At 70.2% G+C, this 24,414-nt stretch carries 24 protein-coding genes, 1 tRNA gene and 1 pseudogene; 15 read left to right on the forward strand and 11 right to left on the reverse strand.

The features are described 5' to 3' along the window. Positions 1–483: precorrin-2 dehydrogenase/sirohydrochlorin ferrochelatase family protein (locus GFD30_RS15035; RefSeq protein WP_322633267.1), on the reverse strand; the 483-nt coding region annotated here is incomplete at its 3' end. Between the two features lie 227 nt (positions 484–710). Between GFD30_RS15035 and GFD30_RS15040 the strand changes: the two genes are divergently transcribed. Beyond that, positions 711–2,888, forward strand: a complete 2,178-nt coding sequence (locus GFD30_RS15040) for a transglycosylase domain-containing protein (protein ID WP_153026024.1) — start codon at positions 711–713, stop codon at positions 2,886–2,888. Positions 2,889–2,900: 12 nt separating this feature from the next. Here the strand turns inward: GFD30_RS15040 and GFD30_RS15045 are convergent, their stop codons facing one another. Next, complete coding sequence (locus GFD30_RS15045) at positions 2,901–3,677, reverse strand: SURF1 family cytochrome oxidase biogenesis protein (protein ID WP_153026025.1); 777 nt, start codon at positions 3,675–3,677, stop codon at positions 2,901–2,903. A gap of 36 nt (positions 3,678–3,713) precedes the next feature. Here GFD30_RS15045 and GFD30_RS15050 point away from each other — a divergent pair, with 36 nt between their 5' ends. After that, the gene (locus tag GFD30_RS15050) at positions 3,714–5,054 is read left to right on the forward strand and encodes a dipeptidase (RefSeq protein ID WP_153026026.1); all 1,341 of its coding nucleotides are present in this window, start codon (positions 3,714–3,716) and stop codon (positions 5,052–5,054) included. Positions 5,055–5,121: 67 nt separating this feature from the next. On the opposite strand, the gene GFD30_RS15055 is transcribed toward GFD30_RS15050, so the two are convergent. Then, a complete protein-coding gene (locus tag GFD30_RS15055; protein ID WP_153026027.1) occupies positions 5,122–6,126 on the reverse strand; it encodes a M48 family metallopeptidase in 1,005 nt (334 codons plus the stop codon). A gap of 451 nt (positions 6,127–6,577) precedes the next feature. On the opposite strand from GFD30_RS15055, the gene GFD30_RS15060 reads away from it, so the two are divergent. The 3 genes and pseudogenes from GFD30_RS15060 (at position 6,578) to GFD30_RS15070 (ending at position 8,066) form a co-directional block, all read left to right on the forward strand. Beyond that, positions 6,578–6,651: transfer RNA gene (locus tag GFD30_RS15060), tRNA-Arg, on the forward strand. Between the two features lie 117 nt (positions 6,652–6,768). Continuing rightward, positions 6,769–7,368 (forward strand): annotated as a pseudogene (locus GFD30_RS15065) (IS5 family transposase); the annotation flags it as partial. A gap of 179 nt (positions 7,369–7,547) precedes the next feature. Further along, positions 7,548–8,066 (forward strand): DUF421 domain-containing protein, encoded by a 519-nt coding sequence (locus GFD30_RS15070; RefSeq protein WP_153026029.1) that lies wholly within the window; start codon positions 7,548–7,550, stop codon positions 8,064–8,066. Positions 8,067–8,157: 91 nt separating this feature from the next. Here the strand turns inward: GFD30_RS15070 and GFD30_RS27950 are convergent, their stop codons facing one another. Beyond that, complete coding sequence (locus tag GFD30_RS27950; protein ID WP_153026116.1) at positions 8,158–8,685, reverse strand: DUF305 domain-containing protein; 528 nt, start codon at positions 8,683–8,685, stop codon at positions 8,158–8,160. Between the two features lie 414 nt (positions 8,686–9,099). Here GFD30_RS27950 and GFD30_RS15080 point away from each other — a divergent pair, with 414 nt between their 5' ends. From GFD30_RS15080 to GFD30_RS15100, 5 genes are all read left to right on the forward strand, one after another. After that, a complete protein-coding gene (locus tag GFD30_RS15080; protein WP_153026030.1) occupies positions 9,100–9,468 on the forward strand; it encodes a DUF1622 domain-containing protein in 369 nt (122 codons plus the stop codon). Continuing rightward, entirely contained in the window at positions 9,468–10,166 is a 699-nt protein-coding gene (locus tag GFD30_RS15085) for a hypothetical protein (protein WP_227996372.1), read from the forward strand. The genes GFD30_RS15080 and GFD30_RS15085 overlap by 1 nt, the downstream gene beginning before the upstream one ends. Before the next feature lie 78 nt (positions 10,167–10,244). After that, positions 10,245–11,828: a BCCT family transporter gene (locus tag GFD30_RS15090; RefSeq protein ID WP_322633269.1), complete on the forward strand. Its 1,584-nt coding sequence runs from the start codon at positions 10,245–10,247 to the stop codon at positions 11,826–11,828. 114 nt (positions 11,829–11,942) lie between these two features. After that, positions 11,943–12,365, forward strand: a complete 423-nt coding sequence (locus tag GFD30_RS15095) for a PRC-barrel domain-containing protein (protein ID WP_153026031.1) — start codon at positions 11,943–11,945, stop codon at positions 12,363–12,365. A gap of 104 nt (positions 12,366–12,469) precedes the next feature. Further along, positions 12,470–13,111 carry a hypothetical protein gene (locus GFD30_RS15100; protein ID WP_153026032.1) on the forward strand — a complete coding sequence of 214 codons (642 nt, stop codon included), beginning with the start codon at positions 12,470–12,472 and terminating at the stop codon, positions 13,109–13,111. A 155-nt stretch (positions 13,112–13,266) separates the two neighbouring features. On the opposite strand, the gene GFD30_RS15105 is transcribed toward GFD30_RS15100, so the two are convergent. From GFD30_RS15105 to GFD30_RS15115, 3 genes are all read right to left on the reverse strand, one after another. After that, on the reverse strand, positions 13,267–15,090 hold the full coding sequence (locus tag GFD30_RS15105) for a glycoside hydrolase family 15 protein (RefSeq protein ID WP_322633270.1): 1,824 nt from the start codon (positions 15,088–15,090) through the stop codon (positions 13,267–13,269). A 449-nt stretch (positions 15,091–15,539) separates the two neighbouring features. Continuing rightward, positions 15,540–15,857 (reverse strand): hypothetical protein, encoded by a 318-nt coding sequence (locus GFD30_RS15110; protein WP_153026034.1) that lies wholly within the window; start codon positions 15,855–15,857, stop codon positions 15,540–15,542. A gap of 144 nt (positions 15,858–16,001) precedes the next feature. After that, entirely contained in the window at positions 16,002–16,667 is a 666-nt protein-coding gene (locus tag GFD30_RS15115) for an ArsR/SmtB family transcription factor (RefSeq protein ID WP_153026119.1), read from the reverse strand. A gap of 86 nt (positions 16,668–16,753) precedes the next feature. Between GFD30_RS15115 and GFD30_RS15120 the strand changes: the two genes are divergently transcribed. The 3 genes from GFD30_RS15120 to GFD30_RS15130 are packed head-to-tail and all read left to right on the forward strand — an operon-like array spanning position 16,754 to position 20,522. Continuing rightward, the gene (locus tag GFD30_RS15120; protein WP_153026035.1) at positions 16,754–18,106 is read left to right on the forward strand and encodes an MBL fold metallo-hydrolase; all 1,353 of its coding nucleotides are present in this window, start codon (positions 16,754–16,756) and stop codon (positions 18,104–18,106) included. Continuing rightward, on the forward strand, positions 18,103–19,368 hold the full coding sequence (locus tag GFD30_RS15125) for an MFS transporter (protein ID WP_153026036.1): 1,266 nt from the start codon (positions 18,103–18,105) through the stop codon (positions 19,366–19,368). The genes GFD30_RS15120 and GFD30_RS15125 overlap by 4 nt, the downstream gene beginning before the upstream one ends. Further along, positions 19,365–20,522, forward strand: a complete 1,158-nt coding sequence (locus tag GFD30_RS15130) for a cysteine desulfurase family protein (protein WP_153026037.1) — start codon at positions 19,365–19,367, stop codon at positions 20,520–20,522. Before GFD30_RS15125 ends, GFD30_RS15130 begins: the two co-directional genes overlap by 4 nt. Positions 20,523–20,600: 78 nt before the next feature. Here GFD30_RS15130 and GFD30_RS15135 read toward each other — a convergent pair whose 3' ends face one another. The 4 genes from GFD30_RS15135 to GFD30_RS15150 all read right to left on the reverse strand — a co-directional run bounded on the left by GFD30_RS15135 (position 20,601) and on the right by GFD30_RS15150 (position 22,421). Further along, entirely contained in the window at positions 20,601–20,933 is a 333-nt protein-coding gene (locus tag GFD30_RS15135; protein WP_153026038.1) for a YnfA family protein, read from the reverse strand. 13 nt (positions 20,934–20,946) lie between these two features. Further along, positions 20,947–21,384 (reverse strand): MerR family transcriptional regulator, encoded by a 438-nt coding sequence (locus GFD30_RS15140; protein ID WP_153026039.1) that lies wholly within the window; start codon positions 21,382–21,384, stop codon positions 20,947–20,949. Continuing rightward, positions 21,381–21,758 (reverse strand): hypothetical protein, encoded by a 378-nt coding sequence (locus GFD30_RS15145; RefSeq protein WP_227996377.1) that lies wholly within the window; start codon positions 21,756–21,758, stop codon positions 21,381–21,383. Before GFD30_RS15145 ends, GFD30_RS15140 begins: the two co-directional genes overlap by 4 nt. A 96-nt stretch (positions 21,759–21,854) precedes the next feature. Beyond that, a complete protein-coding gene (locus tag GFD30_RS15150; RefSeq protein ID WP_322633271.1) occupies positions 21,855–22,421 on the reverse strand; it encodes a TetR/AcrR family transcriptional regulator in 567 nt (188 codons plus the stop codon). A gap of 100 nt (positions 22,422–22,521) precedes the next feature. Here GFD30_RS15150 and GFD30_RS15155 point away from each other — a divergent pair, with 100 nt between their 5' ends. Continuing rightward, entirely contained in the window at positions 22,522–23,475 is a 954-nt protein-coding gene (locus tag GFD30_RS15155) for an ATP-binding cassette domain-containing protein (RefSeq protein WP_227996379.1), read from the forward strand. A gap of 11 nt (positions 23,476–23,486) precedes the next feature. Continuing rightward, entirely contained in the window at positions 23,487–24,311 is an 825-nt protein-coding gene (locus tag GFD30_RS15160) for an ABC transporter permease (protein ID WP_153026041.1), read from the forward strand. Positions 24,312–24,414 lie beyond the last annotated feature (103 nt).

The following is a 24,414-nucleotide window of genomic DNA, read 5'->3' on the forward strand; positions in this document are numbered from 1 at the left end:
GGGACGGGTGCGGCGGGCGCGGGGGGCGTCGATGTCGCCGGAGCGCAGGGCCGCGGCGACGGCGTCGCGGACGGCGGCGGCGCGGCGGGGGTCGCCGGAGGCGGAGACGGCGACGCTGACGCCGTCGAAGGCGGCGCGCGCGAGCGTCCACGCGCTGGAGGCGTCGGCGTCGTCGCTGCGGACGCACCAGGTGCGGCGGGCCTCGGCCTCGGCGGCGACGGCCGCGTTCACGGCGGGGTCGTCGGTCGCGGCGAGCACGAACCAGGCGTCGTCGCCGTCGCCGGAGCGCCATTCGCGCCGCTCCCACTGGAGCTCGCCGGAGGCGGCCAGGTCGGAGAGGGTGGTGGTGACCTCGGGGGCGACCACGAGGACGCGGGCGCCCGCGTCGAGCAGGCGGGGCACGCGGCGCCCGGCGATGGTGCCGCCGCCGACGACGAGCACGGCCTTGCCGTTCAGCCGCAGTCCGACCTCGTAGACCGACACGTGCGCCTCCTGTGGGTTTACTCCGGGTCATCGGTTCCCGGCAAGCGTAGGCCGGTTTCGTCGCATGCGGCTAACCGGCGCGTTGCGAGCCTGTTACGCGAAACCCGCGTGGCGGATAGGCCTGGAGTGATGTGAGTCCGGTTTACGTTCCGGCCCTTGCCGAAAGCGGTGCCGGTACTGGTGAGGTTTTTCACCTTGGGGCCGGGCGTGTGCCCTAGGCTGGATATATGCGTGATCGACCCCGCCAGCACCGTGTGCCCGGACTGTCCGCACGCGGGAGCGACCCGGAAGGCCCGCCCGCCGAAGGGGTGTACGCCCTCCTGCGCACCAGCGTCCTCGCGGGGCTCGCGATCGCGGCCCTGCTGTTCCCGCTGGCCGCGATGGCCGGGCTCAGCGCGAAGGCCGGTTTCAGCGCGATCGACACGCTCTCCGTGGAGGTCACCGAGACCGACCCGCCGCTGACCTCCTACGTGTACGCCGCCGACGGCGAGACCCTCATCAGCCTCTTCTACGACGAGTTCCGCCGCCACGTCTCGCTCGACGAGGTCGCGCCCGTCATGCAGCAGGCGATGGTGGCCGCCGAGGACTCGCGGTTCTACCAGCACAACGGCGTCGACTACCGCGGCATCGTGCGCGCGTTCGTCGCCAACAACAACTCCGGCGGCGTCCAGCAGGGCGCCTCGACCATCACCATGCAGTACGTGCGCGGCGCCCTCCAGCTCAACGCCGAGTCGATCGACGAGGTCATCGCCGCCACCGAGCAGACCGCGACCCGCAAGATCCGCGAGGCCCGCCTGGCGATGGCCGTCGAAGAGCAGCTCTCGAAGGACGAGATCCTCGAGCGGTACCTCAACCAGGCGTACTTCGGGCACAACGCGTACGGGATCTTCGCGGCCGCGCAGGTGTACTTCTCCAAGCACCCGTCCGACCTGAACCTCCAGGAGTCGGCGACGCTCGCCGGGCTCGTGCAGGCGCCGTCGGCGTACGACCCGATCGTCTCCGACCAGACCGACGCGCTCGCCCGCCGCAACTGGGTGCTCGACCAGATGGTCGAGATCGACTACCTCTCGCGCGGCGACGCCTCCGAGGTGCGGGGCCTGCCGATCGAGCTGAACGTGTCGGACCCGCCGAACTCGTGCATCGGCGTCGAGGGCACCACCTCCGAGTACGGGTTCTTCTGCGACTACTTCCGCCGTTGGTGGCGCGAGCAGGACGCGTTCGGGGAGACCCCGGCCGACCGGGAGAAGGAGCTGCGCCAGGGCGGGTACACGGTCATCACCACGCTCGACCCGGACATCCAGAAGCTCGCGAACGACACCGTGAACAAGGCGAAGAGCCAGGAGTCGAAGTTCGCGCACGGCGCGGTGGTCATGGAGCCCGGCACGGGCCGGATCAAGGCGCTGGGCCTGAACCGCACGTTCTCGTACGACCAGAGCGAGAACGGCCCGCACTCGAACCCGTCGTTCGACCGCAAGGGCAACTACCCGAACACGGTGAACCCGGTGCTCGGCGGCGGCGCCGAGGGCGGGTACCAGGCCGGGTCGACGTTCAAGGTCTTCACACTGCTCGCCGCGCTCGACGCGGGCTACCCGCTCGACTACGACATCCACTCGCCGCACCGGGTCGCCACGAGCTTCGTCTCCTCCACGACCGCGTGCGGCGGCCGGTGGTGCCCCAAGAACGGCAACCCGCAGATGGCCGGCAACCGGGATATGTGGTCCGGGTTCGGCATGTCGGTGAACACGTACTTCGCGCAGCTCATCGACCGGGTCGGCGCCGACAAGACCGTCGAGATGGCCGAGCGGATGGGCCTGCAGTGGCGGAGTGAAGGCGACGCGTACTACGCCTCGGAGGAGCGGCGCGCCGGCTGGGGGCCGTTCACGCTCGGCGTCTCCGACGTGCAGCCCATCGAGATGACGAACGTGTTCAACACGCTCGCGGCCGAAGGCGAGTACTGCGAGCCGATCCCGGCGCTGCGGATCATCGACCCGAACGGCCAGGAGCTCGACGCCGCCGCGCCCCGCTGCCACCAGGAGCTCGATGAGGACGTGGCGCGGGCCGCGACCGACGCGGGCCGGTGCGTGACCTGGACCCAGCGCAAGGGCGTGGACTGCGGGGAGTGGGGCACCTCGCGGAACGTCGGCGAGATCGCCGGGCGGCCCGTCGCCGGGAAGTCCGGTACGACCGACGACGACCGGACCTCGTGGTTCCTCGGCTACACGCCGCAGATGACGATCGGGGCGTTCATGGCCGACCCGGACTACATCTTCAACTCGGTCGGCAAATCGAACACGACGGCCTCGAAGGAGACCGTGGGGACCATCCTCAAGGGCGCCCTCGAAGGGGAGCCGGTCATACCGTTCGAACCGCCGTCGAGACAGATCCAGTTCGAAGGCAAGGAATAGCGCCTGAGGGGCCTAGACCGGGCCGGCCGCTTCCGCATCGGAGGCGGCCGGTTCCGCGTCCCGGGCGGCCTCGTCGAGGTCCTTGCGCTCGCGGCGCACGAGCACGGTCCAGCCGATCGGGACGAGCGCGGCGAACAGCGCCCACTGGACGGCGTAGGAGTAGTTCTGCCAGTCCTTGAACGTCGGCGTCTCGAGCGCGGTGAGGCCCTCGGCCGGCTCGACGTCGGCGATCCACGCCGAACGGAGCTCGTAGTCGAGGTGGGGGCCGAGCATGTCGTCGCTGAGCCGCCGCGCCTCGATGTGCCCGTCGACCTCGGTGACGCCGCCGGACGCCTCCTCATACTCGTAGACGCGGCCGGTGACCGCGACCTCGCCGGCCGGCGGGGCCGGGTAGTCGGGGACGCTGCCGGTGTTCTCGGAGGCCACGAAGCCGCGGTCGACGAGGACCGCGGTGCCGTCGGCGAGGACCAGCGGGGTGACGATCTCGAAGCCGTTGAGGCCCTCGTTCGTCTGGGCGCGGAGCACGACCTCCCCGTCGGCGTCGTACACGCCGACGGCCTCGACGAGCGTCCACCGCACGTCGGCGTCGAGCGCCTCGCCCGCCGGGAGCGTCTCGTCGATCGGGACGGTCGCGACGCTGGTCTCGATGACCTCGTTCGCGGCCGCGCGCTGCACGGCCCGGCCCCACTGCCACTGGGAGAGGAGGGCGCAGACGACCATCACGACCACGCCCGCCAGCGTCAGGAGGACCCAGCGGGGCGTGAACACGAACCGGTATCGCTGCAGCACGCCGCCGAGTCTAGCCCCGCTCTAGACTTGCGCCCCATGAGCGATGTAGTGAATGCGGTGCGCGCCGCCCTCCCGGGTGTGCGCGCCGATCTGGAGGCCCTCGTCACGATCCCGGCGATCGCCTTCGACGGACTCGACCACGAGCCGGTCCGCAAGGGTGCGAACGAAGTCCAGCGGCTCCTCGAGGAGGCCGGCGCCGCCGAGGCGCGGCAGCTCTCGCACGGCGGCGGGCAGCCGAGCGTGTACGCGCACTTCCCCGCGCCGGAGGGGCAGCCGACGGTGCTGCTGTACGCGCACCAGGACGTGCAGCCGATCGGCGACCCCGCCAAGTGGGAGCAGGACGACCCGTTCACCGTCGTCGAGAAGGACGGGCGGCTGTACGGCCGCGGTGTCGCCGACGACAAGGCCGGGGTCATGGCGCACATCGCCGCCCTCCGGGCCTTCGGCGGGAGGCCGCCGGTCGGTGTGAAGCTCCTCATCGAAGGCGAGGAGGAGTTCGGCTCCCCGACCCTCGAGGGGCTGCTGCGCGAGCACCGGGAGCTGCTGGCCGCCGACGTGGTGGTCATCGCCGACTCGCAGAACTGGAAGACGGAGGTCCCCGCGCTCACCACCACCCTGCGCGGGGTGATCAACGTGTACGTCGAGGTCGCGGTCCTCAAGGGCGCCGTGCACTCGGGCATGTTCGGCGGGCCGGTCCCCGACGCGCTGACCGCGCTCGCCCGGCTCGTGGCGACCCTGCACGACGACGCCGGCGACGTGGCCGTCCAGGGCCTGGCCACCGGCCGCGGCTCGGATCTCGACTACGACGAGGCGGCGCTGCGCCACGAGGCCGGGATGCTCCCGGGCACCGAGTTCATCGGGACCGGGCGGCTCACCGAGCGGCTGTGGTCGAAGCCGACGGCGACCGTGCTCGGCATCGACGCGCCCGGCGCGGCCGAGTCGGCGAACGCGCTCCAGCCGTCGGCGCGCGCGAAGATCTCGTTCCGGCTGGCGCCCGGCGACTCGGGCCAGAGCGCGCTCAAGGCCGTCCGCGAGCACTTCGCGGCGCACGCGCCGTGGGGCGCCGAGGTGACCGTGACACCCGAGGGCGGCGTCGGCGACCCGTGCGCGATCGACGCGACCGGCCCGGCCTTCGACGCCGCGAGGGAGGCGTTCACCGAGGCGTGGGACGGCACCGCGCCGGTCGAGATCGGCGTCGGCGGCTCGATCCCGATGATCGCGACGTTCCAGGAGCTCTACCCGGAGGCGGCGATCCTCGTCACCGGCGTCGAGGACCAGTACTCGAACCCGCACGGCCCCAACGAGTCCCTCGACATCAAGATGTTCGAGCGGGTGTGCACGGCCGAGGCGCTCCTGCTGGAGAAGCTCAAGCGCTGAGCGCGATGACGGGCCCGGCCGCCGTCCACATCGCACATGTGGACGGCGGCCGGGCCCGTCGGCGCGTCTAGAGCCCGTCGCGGAACTTGCGCAGGAGCTTCGCGAGCGGGTCGCCGGAGGTCTCGAAGAGGTCCTTGTAGGACTTCGCGGCGGCCTTGGCCTCGGCCGAGATCGAGGCGTCCGCGTCGCCGTCGCGGCGCGGGTACTCGCCGGCGAGGTACTCGCGGTACTCGCCCTCGTCGATCCAGGTCTTGATCGCGGCGGCGCGCGCCACCGCGAAGTCGTGGCTGCGCTGCTCCAGCAGGAGCAGCTTGAGGAAGCTGTCGCGCAGGTCCCCGCCGGTCTCGAACTCCTTGGCCTGCTCCAGGAACGCCGCGGTGTCCACATCGTGCAGGTCGCCGCCGCCGGCCAGCTTCGCCATGACGCGGATCGCCGCGGCCGGGTCCTGGACCGCCAGCGCGCCGGCCCGGTCGGCCGACAGCTCGGACTTGCGGCTCCACTCGTACAGCGCGGCGGTGATGACCCGCAGGCCCACGACGCCGACGGGGATCCATGCGACGGACGTGGTCAGGCGCAGCAGGACCATGAGGAGGGTCCGGTAGAGGCCGTGCCCGGAGAGGGCGTGGCCGAGCTCGTGGGCGAGGAGGAACCGCAGCTCGGTCTCGTCGAGGAGGTCGAGGGACCCCGAGTTGATGACGATGACCGGCTTGTCGATGCCGATGCACATGCCGCCGAGGTCGGGGTTGCGGGTGATGTAGAGGTCGGGGAGGTCGGCGGCGTCGAGGACGGCGCCGACGGCGAGGTAGGCGTCGTGAACGCGGGAGTACTGGTGCCGGTCGACCTTGATCGAGGAGCCCAGGAGGCTCAGGCGCAGGGCGCGCTCGGAGATCATCCCCGAGAGCTTGCGCAGGACGATGTCGAAGCCGCGGAGTTCGCGCAGGGCCACGAGCGCGCCGCGGTCGGCGGGGTGCTCCCAGGCCCGGGTCGATATGCCGCGCAGGATGACCGGTTCGCGGGTGGTTTCGCGTACTTCGTTCGGGGCGTCCTCGGCCGGTGGCCGCTCGTCGCTCATGCCCGCTCCTCACAGTCGGCTCTGGTGCAAGTGTGGCACGGCGCCGCCAGCCGCGGCGGCCGCGGAAGTCGCGGCGGCCGGGGGCCGGCGGCCGGCCCGATCGCGCACGGAGCGTGCGCGATCGGTGCGTGCCGGATTTCACCCTGCGTGTCCGTTGGGGCGCTGAACAGTGGCGACGCATAGCGGGCATTGCCGCCCACTTAGGGCAAGATAACGAATCAGCGTCAACACGCCGTGCGCCGCTTGACACTGGAGCGCCCGAGGACTACTCATTGATGTGGGTCAGCAATTCCGGGGCGTCGTAGAGAATCGTTTGGGGTGTTCTTGCGACGCCCCGTATCCGTGCCCGCCCCCTGCCGCCCGGGCCCGCGGCGTCCCGCTCCCCGTCCCCCGGAGGGCCCCCGGGCCGGGTATTCTTGCGCTGGCGCGGCGCCGTGTGCGACCCCGCCGTGCCTCAGTAGCTCAGCTGGATAGAGCACCGGACTTCTAATCCGATGGTCGCAGGTTCGAATCCTGCCTGGGGCACATTATATTGATACGCTTGAATATCATTCACGTTCTCGGAGTTCACTACCAGCAGGAGTGTTCGCGGCCAAAGTGTGTGAAACGGACCCAACGGAACGGATCGCCAGGTGTACGGTTGCGGACAACCGGGGCCGCTTGACCTGGACGGTCAGCGTCAATTCCACGACCGTCCGCGCCCACCAGGCCGCGGCTGGAGCCCACTAGGCACCTATGCCCGGCGAGCCCGCCGATCACGCGCTCGGACGCTCGCGCGGGGGCTGGACCACGAAAATCCACCTCGCCGCCGACGCCAACCAGACCGTGCTGAGCCTCAAGCTCACCGCCGGGCAGCGAGGTGACTCGCCGCAGTTCGCTCCGGTACTGGAGGCGATCGGCGTGCCCTGGTGCGGACCCGGCCGCGCCAAGACCAGACCGCGGAAGGTCCTGGCCGACAAGGCCTACGCGAGCCGGGCCAACCGCGCCCACCTGCGCCGCCGCCGCATCCAGGCCGTCTTCCCCGAGAAGAAGGACCAGCACCGGAACCGGATCGCCAAGGGCCGCTCCGACGGGAGGCCCCCCGCGTTCGACCGCGAAGCCTATAAGGACCACACCGTCGAGCGGACCATCGGCCGACTCAAGCGCTACCGCGCCGTCTCCACCAGATACGACAAACTCGCCATCCGCTACGAGGCCGCCATCCAAGTCGCGATCCTCCTCGACCGCACCCCACATGCTTAAACGTGTCCTGGCCGCGGACGTGAGGATGCCGGAGCCGTTGCACGCGATGCCCGCTTCGAGGTCGGTCAGCGGGAACCCGAGGTGGTTGGCAGGCGACGGCTCGATTCAGGGCGCGTCTGCGGGCGCTGGCGGGTCGCCGGGGCGGGTGTCTGCGGCACCGGCCTGGGGTACTCGCGTGCATGTTCTTCGATTCCTGGGGCGGGTTGCTGCGCGTGGCGGTCATCGGCGCGTGCGCCTATGTGTCGTTGGTGGTCGTGTTGCGGCTGTCAGGCAAACGGACGCTCGGAAAAATGAACGCGTTCGACCTGGTGGTGACGGTGGCGCTGGGCTCCACGCTGGCCACCGTGCTGCTTTCCTCCGAGGTGGCGCTGGCCGAGGGTGTCCTCGCCCTGGCGGTGTTGGTCGGTTTGCAGCTCGCCGTTGCGTGGATTTCAGTGCGTTCGCAGCGGTTCCGAGCGGCGGTGAAGTCGAGGCCGACGCTGCTGGCGTGGCAGGGGCGCCTGCGCGACCGGGCGCTGCGGGAGCAGCGCGTCAGCCGGGCCGAAGTGCTGCAGGCGGTGCGCTCGAAGGGTCTGGGCGGGTTGGACCAGGTGACGGCGGTCGTGCTGGAGACCGACGGCACGTTCAGCGTCATCCCGGCAGCGTCCGCCGGGAACCTCGGCGCACTCGGGGACGTGCCCGGTGCCACCGGGGAATGACCCTGCCAGCGGTGAGATCGCCTGGCGCCGGAACGCCGGTATACCGACCCGGACCGGATCGGTCGGGCGTCAGGATGGCTCCGAAGCCGTGTCAGTCTGCCGGGCACTGGCGTTCGGCGGCTTCGGAGAAGTCAGGGACGGGTCGCTCCTGCGCTTCCTCGGGCGTCTCGGCCGGGCCGTTGCGCTCGATGTCCTCGATGAGCCATTCCATCTCGAGGATCTCGCGCCGCTGAGCCTCGCTGATCTGCACGGCCAGTTCGCAGACCCGCACGTCGGCGATCTGGGCGCGCTCGGAGCGGGTGATCGCCAGCGAGTGGTGCGGGATCATCGAGTTCATGAACGCGGTGTCGTCGACGGTGATTTGACTGCGGTCGAGGTAGGCACCGCCGCCGAGCAGGAGCAGGCTCACTGCGATGACGCCCACGTTCGCTTTGGCGTTGCGGAACATGTTCAGCATCCACGCGAGCATGAGCAGGCCCATGGCCCCGCCCATGGTGAGGGCCATGAACATGCGGCTCTGGCTCCAACGCACATGCCCCCATTCCCAGGAGCCGACGAACATCAAGGCGTACATGAGAACCATGCCGGTCGCGATCATGGCCGCGAATCGCAGGTACATCTTCAAGTCGTGGGGTCGGCTCGTCTCGTGGCCGGTTTCGTTCGCGTCGTGCTGGTCCCTCACGGGAAGTCTCCGTTCGCTCGTCGTGGGTGCTGGGTGCCGTCCGGAGCGCTGCGAATCGGCATCGCGTGGCCGCGTCAGCTTGACAGCCTGTATCCCCGTTCGGAGGGATTAAACTGAACCGCCTCCATCGAGCTCCCGGCAGCGTCATCATCGACCAGATCGGACGGCTCTGGAAGACAGGGCGACTGACGCGTTCACCCGCCGGGAACGGCGTGGTTTGACGCACACGTTTCACGGGCACGCCGGCGTCGGATTAACGGGGATCAGCGAGCTGGTCTCGCTGAGCAGCGACACGGCCCGCCGGCGCCGCCACACACTGCCGCGTCCTCGCGCCGACGACGGGGGGATCGAATGGATTTCGAGAAAGCCGTGCATGCGGTGGGCACTGCGGTCGATCTCGCCGGGGTGGCCGCGATCATCGCGGGCGCGCTGGTGGCGACGTTCCTGTTCGCCGTCCGCATCAGGCGTTCGGGGGACTTCGCCGCGGCCTACCGCCACTACCGCCGGGGGCTCGGCCGGTCGATCCTCCTGGGCCTGGAGTTCCTCGTCGCCGGCGACATCATCCGCACCGTCGCGATCTCACCTACATTCGAGAGCGTGGGCGTGCTGGCCGCGATCGTCCTCGTCCGCACCTTCCTCAGCTTCGCCCTGGAGAAGGAGCTCCAGCACACCGGGGGCGGCGCTCCAGCGAACGCCGAATCACCGGACCGACCGGGCTGATGAAGACCCCGACTGAAGCACAGGCGCGGGGGCGGCAGGAGTGGGCCGAGGAGCTGGCGGCGCGATTGGACCGGCCGATGAGCGTGCTGGGCGTGGTCTTCGTCCTGGTGGTGCTCGGCCAGGCCACCGCGCAAGGTCACGCCCTGGAGACGGCGTTCTCGGTCGCTGCTTGGATGTTGTGGCTGGTCTTCGCCGGGGAGTACGCGCTGCGCCTCTACGTCGCGCCCCGGCGCGGTCGGTTCCTGCGCCGGACCTGGTGGCAGTTGATCTTCCTCGCCGTACCGTTCCTGCGGATCGTGCGGGTCGCCCAGTTGGCCCGGGCCGCCCGGGCCGGGCGCGTGGTCTCTTCCACGGTGCGCGGCACCCGGTCCACCGGGCGGCTCCTGTCCAACCGGATCGGGTGGCTGGCATCGGTCAGTCTCATCGTGATCCTGGGCTCCAGCCAGCTCCTGCACGCCTTCTCGGGCTACGAGCGGTACGCCGACGCGCTGCACGAGGCGGCGATGGGCACCATCACCGGCGAGCCGCTGAGCGCCGACGACGGCTTCGCGCGGCTCCTCGAAGTCCTCCTCGCGGCCTATTCCGTCGTGGTGTTCGCGACCCTGGCAGCCGCGCTGGGCGCCTATTTCCTCAAACGCGGCGACCCGCCCCGAGCGGACCGCGGCAACGGCCCCTCGGGGCCGCCGCGCCGGGGATGAGGCGGCGCCGGTCGCCGCCGCTGACTCAGCGGTCGGCGAGGACGTGTCGATCCTGGCAGCCTCGGGTAGCCGGAGCCGGTGTCGCATCCATCCCAGCCTGAGCAGTCACCGCGCGCCTCCCGACCCCTGGCCGTCGACCGGGTGCTGTTCCCCGCCGGAGTCGCGCTCGTCCTGGCCGTGGTCGCGGTCGGCGCGTTCGCGCCCGAAGCGCTCCAGCGGTACACCTCCGATGCGCTGGACTGGGTCACCGTCCAGTTCGGATGGCTGTTGACCAGCGCGGTCAATCTCTTCGTCGTCCTCTGCGTGGTGTTGGCGCTCAGCCGGTACGGGCGCATCCGCCTCGGCGGTGACGACGAGCGGCCCGAGTTCGCCACGCTCCCGTGGGTGGCGATGATGTTCGCCTCCGGCATGGGCATCGGCCTGATGTTCTACGGCGCGGCCGAGCCGCTGTCGCACCTCGCCGATCCGCCGCCTGGCAGCGGCGCCGAGGCGGGATCGGTGCAGGCTGCCGAGGACGCGCTGCGCCAGGCCGTGTTCCATTGGACGCTGCATCCGTGGGCAGTCTTCGGCATGACCGGCCTCGCCCTGGCCTACGCGACGTTCCGCAAGGGCCGACGCAACCGGATCTCGGCCGTCTTCACGCCCCTGCTGGGTCGCGGCGGCGCCGAAGGGTCGGCCGCGAAACTCATCGACCTGCTCACCGTCTTCGCCACCGTGTTCGGATCGGCGACGAGCCTGGGCCTCGGGGCACTCCAGATCACCTCAGGGCTCGGGTCGCTGACCGGCATACCGTCCTCGCTCGGCGTCCAGACGGTAGTGGTGGGGGCGCTGACGGTGGCGTTCGTGGCGTCGGCCTTCACCGGCGTCCACCGCGGCGTCAAGACGATGAGCACGGTCAACATCGTCCTCGCCGGAGCACTCCTGGCCTTCGTGCTGGTCCTGGGACCGACCACGTACCTCCTCGACTCGCTGCCGGCCGCCGTCGGCGCCTATCTCGACCGTTTGTCCTCCCTGGCGACGGCCACCGGCGCCTACAGCGACGTTCAATGGCTTGGAAACTGGACGCTGTTCTTCTGGGCCTGGGCGCTGAGCTGGGCGCCGTTCGTCGGCACCTTCATCGCCAAGGTCTCCAGAGGACGGACCATTCGCGAATTCATCGTGGGCGTCCTGCTGGTGCCCAGCGCCGGCTGCGCGGTGTGGTTCACCGTCGTCGGCGGCACCGCCCTGCACACCCAGCGCAGCGGCGCGGCCGACCTGACCGCCTCCCTGGACGAGGGCCTGGAGGCGGCGCTGTTCCACCTTCTGGAGACGATGCCGCTGCACCAGATCACCACTGGGATCGCGATCGTCCTGGTGGCGGTGTACTTCATCACCGGCGGTGACTCGGCCTCGGTCGTGCTCGGCACGCTGACCGGCCGCCTGCGCGAGCGCCCCAACCGGTGGACGGTGGCCATTTGGGGCGTGCTCATCGGCGCGGTCGCGGCGGTACTGCTGGCCGCAGGCGGCCTCACCGCACTGCAGAACGCGGTCGTGCTCGTGGCGTTGCCGTACACCCTCGTCCTGCTCGCGATGTGCTGGGCGCTGTTCAAGGAACTGCGGACCGACCGGGGATCGACACGAGTGTCCGAGGACCGTGAGCCCGCGCGTCGCGAGCACCCATGAACGGGTCGAGCGGTGGCTTGTCACCAATCACCGCGGCCGGCTCGCCTGTTTCGAAGCCGTCACGACGGGTATTCGCCCGGTGCTCAAGGTACGAAAGCGAATGAAGGGACCATCATGGCTGATGAATTGACCACGCTCGTCCGGCTCGGCGACAGCGACTTGACCGTTGCCAACGAAGCGGAGGACGTACGCGGCCACAAGGTCATCGATCGTAGCGGCGAGGAAACCGGCACCGTTGACGGACTGCTCATCGACGAGAGCGAGCGCAAGGCCCGCTTTCTGGAGATCGGCTCGGGCGGCTTCCTCGGCATGGGCAAGAAGCAGGTGCTCGTACCGGTCGACGCGGTCACCCGCGTCGACGATGACAACGTCTACATCGACAAGGACCGCCAGCTGGTGGCCTCGGGCCCCGAATACGACCCGGAACTGATGCCCGAACCTGACCGGCCTTACTTCGAGAACCTCTACGGCTACTACGGCTACGCGCCGCACTGGGGCGCCGGGTACGTCTACCCCCGTTACCCCTACCGCCCCTAGCCGCTTCCGCCGATCGTGTCCGAGTTCGCCCGCGCCGCATCGAGGGGGTCCCGCGGCGGCGCGCACCAGGCGAGCGCCCGCCGGAACCGGGGAAGGAATCAGCAGTGATCAGTGCAGCCGGCAAGGCGGTCGCGGTTCGGTACGCGGCCGCCGCCGTGATCGCGGGGACCGCCGCGGTCGCTGCGGCTGCTTGCGGTGCCGGTCCGGGGGCGCAAACCAGCGAGCAGCAGAGCCACGTTGCGGGGGTCAATGTCGAGGCAGGAGATCTCCTCCTGCGCGACCTGAGAGTCGAATCCGGGGCGCCCGAGGGCTATGCCCCGGGGGACGACGCGGTCCTGCAGGTCTGGATCGGCAACGAGGGCACCGAGGCCGTGGCCCTGGTCGGCGTCGAGTCCCCAGACGGCACTATCACCTTCGCGACCGCTGAGCCCGAAGCAGACCCGACCGCAGACGTGGCTGCCGACGGTCCGGCGGCAACGAGCACGCCCGGCGGACCGGAGGCGATCGAGGGCGAGCGGAGCTTCGCGGCGATTCCGATCCCGATCGACGGTTATGTGCGCCTGGATCAAGGCCCCCAGCAAACCGGGTTCTTCCTGCTGGAGAACGTCGAGGAGCGACTGCTTGCCGGCGAGGAAGTCGAGGTCGCCTTCCACTTCTCCGACGGCACTGCAGTCACCGTGGACGTGCCGGTCGTCCCCCCGAAGGAACCGGTCGACCGCGAATATTACGAATCCGAAGAACCATAGGCCACCGCAGCATGCGGAGTTGACCTGAGCAACCGACCGGCAAGAGCGCGTGGCCATGCGAAGCTGCGATCGTGAGGTCATGCAGCGGCGCCGGCGACCTATTTCCAGCTTCCTTGCCGGCCGATCTGGGGATCCAGTTCGCCGCGCATGACTCCTCAATCCTCCTCGTGGGAGGGGTCCTGTGGTGCGATGGCGCGCGGCTCCGCGGCCCGGTGGGCGCCGCTGAGGTGCCGCGCGGCGTTCACCAGGCCCACATGGCTGTACGCCTGCGGGGTGTTGCCGAGGTGTCGGCCGGTCGCGGCGTCCAGCTCCTCGCTGAGCAGGCCCAGGTCGTTGCGCACGCCCAGCAGCCGCTCGAACAGGTCGTGGGCTTCGCGTTCGCGACCGATCCCGTGCAAGCCCTCGACCAGCCAGAACGTGCACGCCAGGAACACGCCCTCGTCGCCGGGGAGGCCGTCGACGCCGCCGTCGGCGTCCGGGTCGTAGCGCAGGAGGAACCCGTCGCGGGCCAGCTCCCGCTGCACCGCCTCGACGGTGCCGACCACCCGCGGGTCGTCCCACGGCAGGAAGCCGACCTGCGGGATGAGCAGCAGCGCCGCGTCCAGGCCGTTGGAACCGTAGAACTGGGTGAAGGTGCCGCGCTCGGGGTCGAAGCCGCGCTCGCAGACCTGGGCGTGGACGCGGTCGCGCAGCTCGCGCAAGCGCCGCACGGGACCGTCGAGCCCGTAGTCCTCGACGGCCCGCACGGCCCGGTCGAAACCGGCCCAGGCCATGACCTTGGAGTGCACGAAGTGGCGCTGCTCGCCGCGGACCTCCCAGAGGCTGTCGTCGGGTTCGTCCCAGTGGTCCTCCAGGAAGTGCAGCAGCGCTTTCTGGAGGTCCCAGGCGTTCTGGTCCGCCTCCAGGTCCGCGTCGCGCGCCAGGTGCAGGGCGTCGAGGGTCTCGCCCCAGACGTCGAGCTGGAACTGGCCGGTGGCGGCGTTGCCGATGCGCACCGGGGCGGAGCCCTCGTAGCCGGGGAGCCAGTCGAGTTCGAGTTCGGGGAGCCAGTGGCGGCCGTCGAGGCCGTACATGATCTGGAGTTCGGCCGGGTCGCCGGCGGCGGCGCGCAGCAGCCACTGCCGCCAGGCGTCGGCCTCGCTGATGAACCCGGTGCCCAGGAGGGCTTGGAGGACGAACGCGGCGTCGCGGAGCCAGCAGAACCGGTAGTCCCAGTTGCGGACGCCGCCGAGGTCCTCGGGCAGGGAGGTGGTCGCGGCGGCGGCGATGCCGCCGGTCGGGTGGTAGGTGAGGGCCTTGAGGGTGACGAGGGAGCGGCGGACGGCCTCGCCCCATTCGCCTTCGTAGCGCAGGGCCCCCATCCAGTCGGTCCAGAACGCCTCAGTGTGCTCGAGCGCCTCCAGCGGATCGGGCGGGAGCGGCCGGTCCTCATGAGACCGTTGGTGGACGAGGGTGAAGGCGACGCGCTCGCCGGCGGCGACAGTGAAGTCGGCGCGGGCGGCGGCGTCCTCGACAGAGAGGGGGACATCGGCGTCGAGCCACGCCGCGTCCGGTCCGGCGATCGCGGACAGGTGGCCGTCGTGGCAGCGGATCCAAGGCTCGACACGGCCGTAGCCGAAGCGCAGCCGCATCACCGTGCGCATGGGGACGCGGCCGCTCAGGCCCTCCACGACGCGGACGAGGTCGGCCTCGCCGTCGCGCGGGGGCATCGCGTCGGTGACGCGCACCGTGCCTTCGGGCGTCTCCCATTCGGTCTCGAGGATGAGCGTGTCGCCGCGGTAGCGGCGGCGGGTGCAGCGCCCGCCCGCGGCCGGGCCGAGCCGCCAGCAGCCGTGCCCGTCGTCGCCGAGCAGGGCCGCGAAGCAGGCCGGCGAGTCGAACCGCGGCAGGCACAGCCAGTCGATCGAACCGTCCGCGCCGACCAGCGCGGCCGTGTGCAGGTCCCCGAGCAGTCCGTAGTCCTCGATGCGCGAGGCCACGCGCCCACCCCCTCGTGTCGCCTTCATCGGTCCCGCACGGCTACCCGCCCGCGCGCCGCGTATACGTGCGGGGACGCGGGATCACCGCCCGACCGCCCCGGTCCGGCACACCGCCGCACGGGAGCCACCGAGGCCGCCTTCGCCTTCCGGTTGTCCTGCTGCTCTTTCCGGTCTCCGACTCGGACAGATAGCCTCAACAACCCCCTACACCCCATTAGCGACCTTCATCGTCCTGTCCTGCCACGAATCCGCGATGGCGAAAGCCTCTCTCGAATCCTCCATTCACAGCTGTACCAGGGAGCAACTTTCGGGTGATCGACGCGTGGGTTGGTTCACATCTCCTGGATGATCTCTTCGGCCTTGGTCATGAGGGCTCCTCTCGCCTACGAGAAGTAGAGCATGTGGAAATGCGAGGGGGTGGATGCACCAACTACCCCCTCCCCCCTCAGCTAACGCGACTCACGAGTCTGACGCACGAGCTTCTTGACGCTGGTCAGGCCGATGCTGTAGCGGTCGGCCAGCACCGGCTGCCGCACCCCCGCGTGGAACGCCGCGACGAGAGCTTCGACCTCGGTCGGCGTCAAGCGCTGGTGCAGGGACCTCGGCCTTCGGGGATCGGCCGCGAGGGCAGAACTGGACGCGACCTTGCACAGAGGCATGCCGAATCGGCGCTCCAACGCCTCGTGCAGGGCGACGACCTGCGCCAACGTGTTCGAATACGCGACCAAACGGGGCACATTATATTGATAATCTTGAATATACTTCATGTTTTGAGTGCCCGTCGACCAGCGGGATTGCCGACCACCCAATCATCCACTGCCAGCGACTTCAAGCGGTTGTCCGCAGTCAAGCCCGTGGGCAATCGACTCATCTGGTCTCAGCGAGGCGCCCGCTCTCGCCCCGGAGCGCCCCTACGCACGCCCCGCGCTGGTGATGGGGAGTCCGGCGGCGTGCCACTCGGGGAGGCCGTCTTCGAGCCGGAAGGCTGAACGTCCTGAGCGGGTGAGCAGCTCGACCGCATCGTGAGCGAAAACGCAATAGGGGCCGCGGCAGTAGGCGACGATCTGCGTGTCGGCGGGGATTTCGTCAAGGCGAGCGGACAGCTCGTCGATGGGGATGCTGAGTGCACCGGGAAGGTGCGCGGCGTCGTACTCCTCGACGGGGCGGACGTCGAGGACGGTGTAACGACCGGCTCCGATGCCAGCGAGGAGTTCGTCGCGGCTGATCTGACCGGGCGTGTCGCCAAGGTAGTCGGCGGCGACGCGCTCGACGTCGGCGATGCGGGCGGCGGCGGTGTCGCGGGCGAGGCGGTAGAGGGCCAGGACATCGTCCCCAGCAAGGGAGTAGTGGATCTTCTGGCCTTCGCGGCGGGTCGTGACCAGGCCAGCGGCTTTGAGGGTCTGAAGGTGCGCGGAGACGGTGGTCAGGCCGAGACCGCAGGCGGCGGTGAGAGATTCCACGGAGCGTTCGGACTGGGCGAGCAGATCCAGAAGTTCGAGGCGCTTGCCGTTGCCGAGGGCCTTGCCGACGCGGGCGAGCTGGTCGAAGAGCGCAGCCTTCTTCTCGGGGTCCGCCATGGTGTAGCCTTCCGATTTGTATTCCATAATTCCTTGGAATACTGTAACACTGTGGCGGAGAAACCGCCGGTCGAAGGAGGACTGCGATGGCGGACTTGCGGTTGTCGACGCTGGTGGATGAGGGCCTGGGGAACGCGGCGTACGTGCTGGATCTGGGTGACGGCGGCGCTCTCGTGGTGGACCCGTCCCGGGACCTGCGGCAGGTGCGGCAGGCGATCGAGCGGCAGGGGCTGCGGCCGCGGTTGACCGCCGAGACGCATCTGCACGCCGACTTCGTCTCCGGTGCGCGGCAGCTCGAGGCGACCGACCATGCCGAGATCCTTGCTTCGTCCGCCGGAGGTCGCGCGTTCGCGCACCGCGGCCTGGCCGACGGCGACGAAGTCGATCTCGGTGGCCTGACCCTGCGGGCGCTCGGTACGCCCGGGCACACCGACGAGCACCTGTCCTATCTGCTGCTCGACGGCGCGAAGCCGTTGGGCGTCTTCACCGGCGGGTCCCTCCTCGTCGGCGCGGCGGCCCGGACGGACTTGGTGGACCCGGCCCGGACCGAGGAACTGGCCCGGGCCCAGTATCGGTCGATCCAGCGGCTGATCGAACTGCCCGACGAGGTCGCGGTGTGGCCCACCCACGGCGCGGGCTCGTTCTGCTCGGCCCCGGCCGGAGCTGACCGCACCTCCACCATCGGCGCGGAGAAGACCGGCAACGCCCTGCTCGCCGCCGACGGCGAAGACGACTTCGTGGCCCGGCTGTTGGCAGGGCTCGGCGAGTACCCGACGTACTTCGACCGGCTCGGCGAAGTCAACCGGCGCGGCCCAAGTGTCACGGCCGAACCGCCAGCCCTCCAGCCCTTGACCGCAGGGGACGTCCGAGGGCTCACAGGAGCGGGGGCGGTGATCGTGGACGTCCGCACCGCCGAAGCCTTCGCGGACGCGCACGTGCCCGGCGCAGTCGCGATCCCGCTGCGATCGGTGTTCGCCACCTGGCTCGGCTGGGTCGTCCCGCCCGCCACACCGGTCGTGATCGTGCGCGACCCAGGCCAAGATCCGGCCGAGATCGCCTGGCAGGCAACCAAGATCGGCCACGACCTCGCCGGAGAGCTCGACGGGGGCATGGCCGCCTGGGACGGGCCGGTCACTGCGATCCCCTACCTCGACGCCACCGCCGCCGCCGACCGCCTCGATACGGCGACGGTGGTCGACGTCCGCCAAGAGGCCGAGTTCCGCGCCGGACACGTGCCCAGTGCGATCGGCATCGCCTTGGGCCACCTCGCCGAAGCACCGCTGCCGACCGGGCCGCTGCTCACGGTCTGCGGTCACGGCGAGCGCGCCATGACCGGTGCGAGTCTGGCCGCCCGCCGGGGCGCCGAGGTCGCGGTCCTGTCCGGCGGTAGTGAGGACCTCGCGAAGGCCGCCGGGACGGTGCTGGAGACCGGCGCATGAGCACGGCTGCGCCGATTCGGCTCGGGCTCAAGGAGAACCTCGCCCAGTTCAGCCTCCTTGTCGCGGTGAACGCCCTGGTGGGCGCGATGGTCGGCCAGGAGCAGACCGTGCTGCCGCTCATGGCCGAAGCCGAGTTCGGGTTGACCGGCTACACGTTCCTGTTCACCTACGTGCTCGCCTTCGGCCTCGCCAAAGCCGTCACCAACTACTTCGCGGGCACCTGGTCGGACCGGTTCGGGCGCAAGCCCGTCCTCATCGCCGGGTGGCTCCTCGCCCTGCCGGTCCCGCTCCTGCTCATCTGGGCGCCCGCCTGGGGCTGGGTGGTGGCCGCGAACGTGCTCTTGGGCGTCAGCCAGGGCCTGACCTGGTCGACCACCGTGATCATGAAGATCGACCTGGTCGGCCCCCGGCAACGCGGTCTGGCCATGGGACTGAACGAAGCCGCCGGGTACGGCGCGGTCGCCGCCGCTTCCGCCCTGGCCGGATACCTCGCCGGGGAGTACGGGCTGCGGCCGGTCCCGTTCCTGGTCGGCCTGGCCTACGCCGTGCTCGGCATCGCCGTGACCGTCCTGGCGGTCCGCGAGACACGCGGCCACGCGCGCTTCGAGACGGCCAACCACACCGGGCCGGCCCCGGCCGAGACCCTGACCGACCGCGAGGTGTTCAAGCGGACCACGCTGACCGACCCGGCCCTGTCCTCCGCCAGCCAGGCGGGCCTGGTCAACAACCTCAACTTCGGGCTCTCCTGGGGCCTGTTCCCCCTCCTGTTCGCCACCGCCGACCTCACCGTGCCCCAGATCGGCCTCCTCGTCGCCCTCTACCCCGCAGTCTGGGGCGCGGGTCAGCTCATCACCGGCGGCCTCTCCGACCGCCTCGGCCGCAAACGACTCATCGCCACCGGGATGCTCACCCAGGCCGCGGCACTGGCCGGGATCGCCCTCGCTGACGACTTCACCGCCTGGGCCGCCGCCACTGCGTTGCTGGGGGCGGGGACGGCGATGGTCTACCCGACCCTGCTGGCCGCGATCGGCGACGTCGCCCACCCCTCCTGGCGGGCAAGGTCAGTCGGGGTCTACCGGCTGTGGCGGGACTCCGGCTATGCCTTCGGCGCGATTGTCGGCGGCGTCGTGGCCGACCTGTGGGACCTGCGCACCGCCGTCTGGGCCGCCGTCCTGCTAAGCCTCGCCTCCGGCCTCGCCGTCGCCTTCCGCATGCCCGAAACCCATCCCCGCGACCAACGCCAGACCCAGGAGATCCGATGACCCTTCCCGAAAACCTGCGTAGTGGGCCGGTCTACCTCGACTACAACGCCACCACGCCGGTCGATCCCCAAGTCGCTGCAGCGATGTGGCCATATCTGACCGCGCACTTCGCCAACCCCTCCAGCGACCACGCCTACGCCCGCGAGCCGCACCAGGCCCTGAACAGCGCACGCGTGCAGCTGGCCGACCTGATCGGCACCGAGCCCGGCGAGATCATCTTCACCGCATCAGGATCGGAGGCGAACCTGCTGGCGATCCGCGGCGCGGTCCTCACATCCGGGCACACCCGCCCGCACGTGATCACCCAAGCCACCGAGCACCCCGCGGTCCTGGAGACCTGCCGGGCCATGGAGCGCCACCACAGCGCCCGCATCACCGTGCTCCCCGTCGACCGCCACGGCCTGGTCGACCCAGCGGCACTGGCGTCCGCGCTCAGCCCCGACACGGTGCTGGTGTCGATCATGGCCGCCAACAACGAAACCGGCGCCCTCCAACCGATCAGCGAACTCGCCGCGCTCGCCCACAGCGCCGGGGCGCTCTTCCACACCGACGCCGCCCAAGCTGCCGGGAAGATCCCCCTCGACGTCGGCGCGCTCGGCGTCGACCTGCTCACGCTCGTCGGCCACAAGATGTACGCGCCCAAAGGCATCGGAGCGCTTTACGTGCGCGAGGGCGTCGCGCTGGAGCCGGTGGTCTACGGCGGCGGCCAAGAACGCGGCCTGCGCGCCGGCACCGAGAACGTCGCCCTCGCCGTCGCCCTCGGCACCGCCGCACGCCTCGCCGCTGCAGAGCTGGCGGGCGGGAAGGCGGCACGCCTGGCCGGGCTGCGCGACGTTCTCCACGTTCGGCTCGAGACCGCGCTTCCTGGCCGCGTCCACCTGAACGGGCCGCCAGAGGCGCGGCTGCCGAACACGCTGAACATCAGCATCGATGGGGCCACCGGCCACGACCTACTCGAAGCCGCGACCGGGATCGCCGCCTCGACGGGCTCGGCCTGCCACAGCGGCGACCACACGCCCTCCCCTGTCCTGACCGCCATGGGCCTCGCACCGGATCGATCGCTCAGCGCGGTGCGGATTTCACTGGGCCGCTGGACTACCGAGGCCGACATTGCCACTGCCGCCGAGGTGCTGCATCGTGCCGTTACCGACTGACCCGGCCGGATTCCCGAACCTTCCCTGCTCGCGAATCCCCAGGGAGTCGGCAGGTTATTTCCGCTGCGGCTGTGTCGTTCAGGGTCTCGGGGCGTACATGATGACAGCGACGCCGACGAGGCAGATAGCGGCGCCGATCGTGTCCCAGCGGTCGGGGCGGAAGCCGTCCACGACCATGCCCCAGGCCAGGGACCCGGCGACGAAGATGCCGCCGTAGGCGGCCAGGACCCGCCCGAAGTTCGGGTCGGGTTGGAAGGCCGCGACGAACCCGTACGCGCCGAGCGCGATGATCCCCGCGGCGATCCACAGGATGCCCTTGTGTTCGCGCAGGCCCTGCCAGATCAGCCAGGCGCCGCCGATCTCGGCGAGGGCGGCGAGCAGGAACAGGCTGATCGAGCGGGCGGTGTCCATGGGCGCGAACCTATCAAGCCCCGCGGGGCTCGGCCGGGTGAGTGGCCTCGAGGAACGGCAACGGGCACGCAGGCGTTGCCGCGCAGACGTCCAGGTCGTCGCACCCGGCCGACACCGCATCGCGCAAGAGGCCGGCGACGGCCTGGAGGTCGGCGATGCGCGTTTCGACCTGGTCGAGTTTCGCCCGGGCACCGGATTGCAGGCCGCCGTCACCGCGGCGGCGATGCGCACGGGGATCGGTGAGCTCGGCGATCTCCTCGAGCGTGAATCCGAGGCGCTGGGCGGCTTTGATTGTGCGCAGCCTCGTGACGGCGGCAGCGGGATAGAGGCGGTGGCCGCCGAGGGTGCGCTCAGTCGGTTCGAGCAGGCCGCGCCGCTCGTAATAGCGCAGGGTCTCGCGTCCGACTCCGGCGGCGGCCGCGACTTGTCCCGCGCGCAGCCCGGCGGTCATGATGCGGCCCTCCGGGCCTGATCGGCCAGACCGTCGAGGACGCCAGCCCGCTGCGCGGGAACCGACACCTCCAGCGTCAACGTTCCCTGGGCGGCGGTGAGGGTGAAGGTGAAGAAGCCGCAGCAGTCGGCCTCGCGCAACGCCAGTTCCCCGACCCGGGCCGCCGTCTCGGGCTCGGCTTCGAGGTCCAATCGCAGCCGGGTCGGGGCGGTCCGCTCCACCGCGAGGACCTTGGTTGCGAACAGGTCCTCGAACGCGGCCAGGCGCATCGGCTGCTCATCGGTCGGCAGCCGGCAGGTGTCCACCGGTACCCACGCCAGACCAATCGGGGCGCCCGATGTTGAGGCGGGTTCGGGACGGTTCAGCAAGGTCATTTCAGCAGTCCTCCAGGTCGGGGTGGTTCCATTCCAACCGTAAACCCGTACCCGGGTACCGGATGCAACCTGAACGCGACCGAAACCGCTCGCTGATCAGTTCTCGGTGCGGGCGGCCTCGATGACACCTTCGACCGTGCGGCGGATCCGGGCCGCGACGAGGCCAGGGTCGGGCTGTCCGGCGTCGAGCCAGGCCAGGACCGCGCCGATCGCGGTGGTCGCAGCCATCTGCGCCGCCCATACCGCCCAGGCCGGGTCCTTGACGACCTCCACCAGGTATCGGTGGGCGGCCTTCGTCATGTTGTCGCGGAAGCGGAGCATCTCGGCCGCGAACTCGGGCTCACGCGCAGCCCGGTCGAACAGCAGCCGAAACCCGTCCGGATCCTGCGCCGCCGCCCGCACCAGGCCGTCAATACTCGCCTGCGTGTACTCGCCCTCGCCGGTCTCGGCATACAGCCGCTGACACACCCGGTCGAGCACCTGCTGGTACAGCTCGGCCTTGGAGTCGAAGTGCCGGTAGAGGATCGCCCGGCTGATCCCCGCCGCCGCCGCGATGTCTTCCAGTCCGGTCGCCGTGTACCCGGATCGGGAGAACGCGCTCGTGGCCGCGTCCAGGATCTGCTCGCGCCGCTCAGCGCGCTTGAGCCGCCTGACCGGTGCCACCGCCTCAGCCTCGCCCGCCATCACGCCTCCCGTGGTTCAGTGCCCTTGAGTCTAATACTCCCGTATGTATACTCTGACATGTACTTGACGGAGTTCATATATGAGAGGCATCGCCATGACCCCCATAGTCGAGGTCAATGACCTGCGCAAACGATTCGGCAAGGAGGTCACCGCGCTCGACGGTGTCGACCTCGCAATCCCCGCCGACGGCGTGTTCGCCCTGCTCGGCCCCAACGGCGCGGGCAAGACCACCCTCATCCGCGTCCTCGCCACGCTGCTGAAGCCCGACTCGGGTTCTGCTCGGGTCGCGGGCATCGACGTCGCCGCCGACCCCGAAGCGGTGCGGGCGAAGATCGGCTTGGCCGGGCAGTACGCGGCGGTCGACGACTACCTCACCGGCGCTGAAAACCTCGAGATGGTCGGACGCCTCTACGGCCTCACCGCAAGGGAAGCCAAGCGCCGCAGCAGCGAGATCCTCGACCTCTTCGGCCTCGCCGACGCCGCAAGCCGGTACGCCAAGACCTACTCGGGCGGCATGCGACGTCGCCTCGATCTCGCCGCGTCCCTCGTCGGGCGCCCAGCACTGCTCATCCTCGACGAACCCACCACCGGCATCGACCCGGCCAACCGCCGCGAAGTCTGGAACCTGGTCGAACGGCTCGTCGCCGACGGCACCACCGTCCTGCTCACCACCCAGTACCTCGAAGAAGCCGACCGGCTCGCCGACCGCATCGCCGTCATCGACCACGGCCGCATCATCTCCGAAGGCACCAGCGACGAACTCAAGCAGCGCACCGGCCCCGCCGTCATCGAGCTCGACCTGCCCGAAGCCGACCGCGACGCCGCCGCTGCCGCCCTCGGGCTCGATCAAGTGGCGAGCGGCGACCTGGTGCTGCCCGCCCCCGACGGCTACGCCGACCTGCGCGCCGCCCTGACCGCCTTGGACACCAAGGGCCTCCACCCCACCGGCGTGAACCTGCGGAAACCCACCCTGGACGACGTCTTCCTCGAACTCACCGACCACCGCCCGGCCGCAGTCCGGGCCGAGAGCTGAAAGACCGCACCATGACCGCCATCGCCGCTCCCACGAACCCGAGTACGGGCCGCCTGTTCACCGACACCGCCGTCATCACGCGCCGGAACCTGCGCCACACCCTTAGAATCCCCGGCGTCCTGCCACTCTCGGCCGTCATGCCGGTCATCTTCATCCTCATGTTCACCTACGTCTTCGGCGGCGCCGTCACCGGATCGCTCCCGCCCGGCGCTGAGGACGAGTACGTCAACTGGCTCATCCCCGGCCTCATCGCCCAGTTCGCACTCTTCTCCGGCGAGAACACCGCCGCAGGCATGGCCGACGACCTCCAGCGCGGATCGGTCGACCGGTTCCGGTCCCTGCCCATGGCCCGCCTCGCCGTCCCCGCCGGACGCACCATCGCCGACCTCGTCCGCGCCGTCTTCACCATCCTCGTCATGCTCGGCGTCGGCGCGCTCATTGGCTTCCGCTGGCAGACAAGCGCACTCGAAGTCCTGGCCGCCATCGGCCTCGCGCTCGCCTTCGCCTTCAGCATCGCCTGGATGATGGTCACCCTCGGGCTCCTCATCCGCTCCGCCGAAGCCGTCCAAGCCGCTGTCTACATGCTCGTCTTCCCGCTCGGGTTCACCAGCGCCGTGTTCGTTCCCGTCGAGACCATGCCCGCCTGGCTTCAGACCTTCGCCGCCCACCAACCGGTCACCGTAGTCGCCAACGCCCTGCGCGGCCTCATGCTCGGCCCCGACGCACTCCCGGGCGGGCACACCGTTGGAGGCGACGTCCTCTGGACCCTCGGCTGGTCGGCAGGACTGATCCTCCTGTTCGCGCCGCTGGCGGTGAGGGCCTACAAGCGCGCCTGATGCCAGGACGTCGCCGGTGCCGAGCGCTCTCCGAAGACTGGCGAATTCGTGTCGTCGAGTTGTCGAATTCGGGACCGGCCCGTTCGTCTCGAGTATGAGAGGC

It is taken from the genome of Glycomyces albidus, from assembly GCF_009451885.1.
GTDB classification, from domain to species: Bacteria; Actinomycetota; Actinomycetes; order Mycobacteriales; family Micromonosporaceae; genus Glycomyces; species Glycomyces albidus.

Bases quoted from the DNA above. Each gene is read 5' to 3' on its own strand.
- GFD30_RS15040 (WP_153026024.1), top strand. From the start codon at position 711: ATGCGTGATCGACCCCGCCAGCACCGTGTGCCCGGACTGTCCGCACGC.
- GFD30_RS15050 (WP_153026026.1), top strand. From the start codon at position 3,714: ATGAGCGATGTAGTGAATGCGGTGCGCGCCGCCCTCCCGGGTGTGCGC.
- GFD30_RS15055 (WP_153026027.1), bottom strand. From the start codon at position 6,126: ATGAGCGACGAGCGGCCACCGGCCGAGGACGCCCCGAACGAAGTACGC.
- GFD30_RS15070 (WP_153026029.1), top strand. From the start codon at position 7,548: ATGTTCTTCGATTCCTGGGGCGGGTTGCTGCGCGTGGCGGTCATCGGC.
- GFD30_RS27950 (WP_153026116.1), bottom strand. From the start codon at position 8,685: ATGTACCTGCGATTCGCGGCCATGATCGCGACCGGCATGGTTCTCATG.
- GFD30_RS15080 (WP_153026030.1), top strand. From the start codon at position 9,100: ATGGATTTCGAGAAAGCCGTGCATGCGGTGGGCACTGCGGTCGATCTC.
- GFD30_RS15085 (WP_227996372.1), top strand. From the start codon at position 9,468: ATGAAGACCCCGACTGAAGCACAGGCGCGGGGGCGGCAGGAGTGGGCC.
- GFD30_RS15095 (WP_153026031.1), top strand. From the start codon at position 11,943: ATGGCTGATGAATTGACCACGCTCGTCCGGCTCGGCGACAGCGACTTG.
- GFD30_RS15110 (WP_153026034.1), bottom strand. From the start codon at position 15,857: ATGAAGTATATTCAAGATTATCAATATAATGTGCCCCGTTTGGTCGCG.
- GFD30_RS15115 (WP_153026119.1), bottom strand. From the start codon at position 16,667: ATGGCGGACCCCGAGAAGAAGGCTGCGCTCTTCGACCAGCTCGCCCGC.
- GFD30_RS15120 (WP_153026035.1), top strand. From the start codon at position 16,754: ATGGCGGACTTGCGGTTGTCGACGCTGGTGGATGAGGGCCTGGGGAAC.
- GFD30_RS15125 (WP_153026036.1), top strand. From the start codon at position 18,103: ATGAGCACGGCTGCGCCGATTCGGCTCGGGCTCAAGGAGAACCTCGCC.
- GFD30_RS15130 (WP_153026037.1), top strand. From the start codon at position 19,365: ATGACCCTTCCCGAAAACCTGCGTAGTGGGCCGGTCTACCTCGACTAC.
- GFD30_RS15135 (WP_153026038.1), bottom strand. From the start codon at position 20,933: ATGGACACCGCCCGCTCGATCAGCCTGTTCCTGCTCGCCGCCCTCGCC.
- GFD30_RS15140 (WP_153026039.1), bottom strand. From the start codon at position 21,384: ATGACCGCCGGGCTGCGCGCGGGACAAGTCGCGGCCGCCGCCGGAGTC.
- GFD30_RS15145 (WP_227996377.1), bottom strand. From the start codon at position 21,758: ATGACCTTGCTGAACCGTCCCGAACCCGCCTCAACATCGGGCGCCCCG.
- GFD30_RS15155 (WP_227996379.1), top strand. From the start codon at position 22,522: ATGAGAGGCATCGCCATGACCCCCATAGTCGAGGTCAATGACCTGCGC.
- GFD30_RS15160 (WP_153026041.1), top strand. From the start codon at position 23,487: ATGACCGCCATCGCCGCTCCCACGAACCCGAGTACGGGCCGCCTGTTC.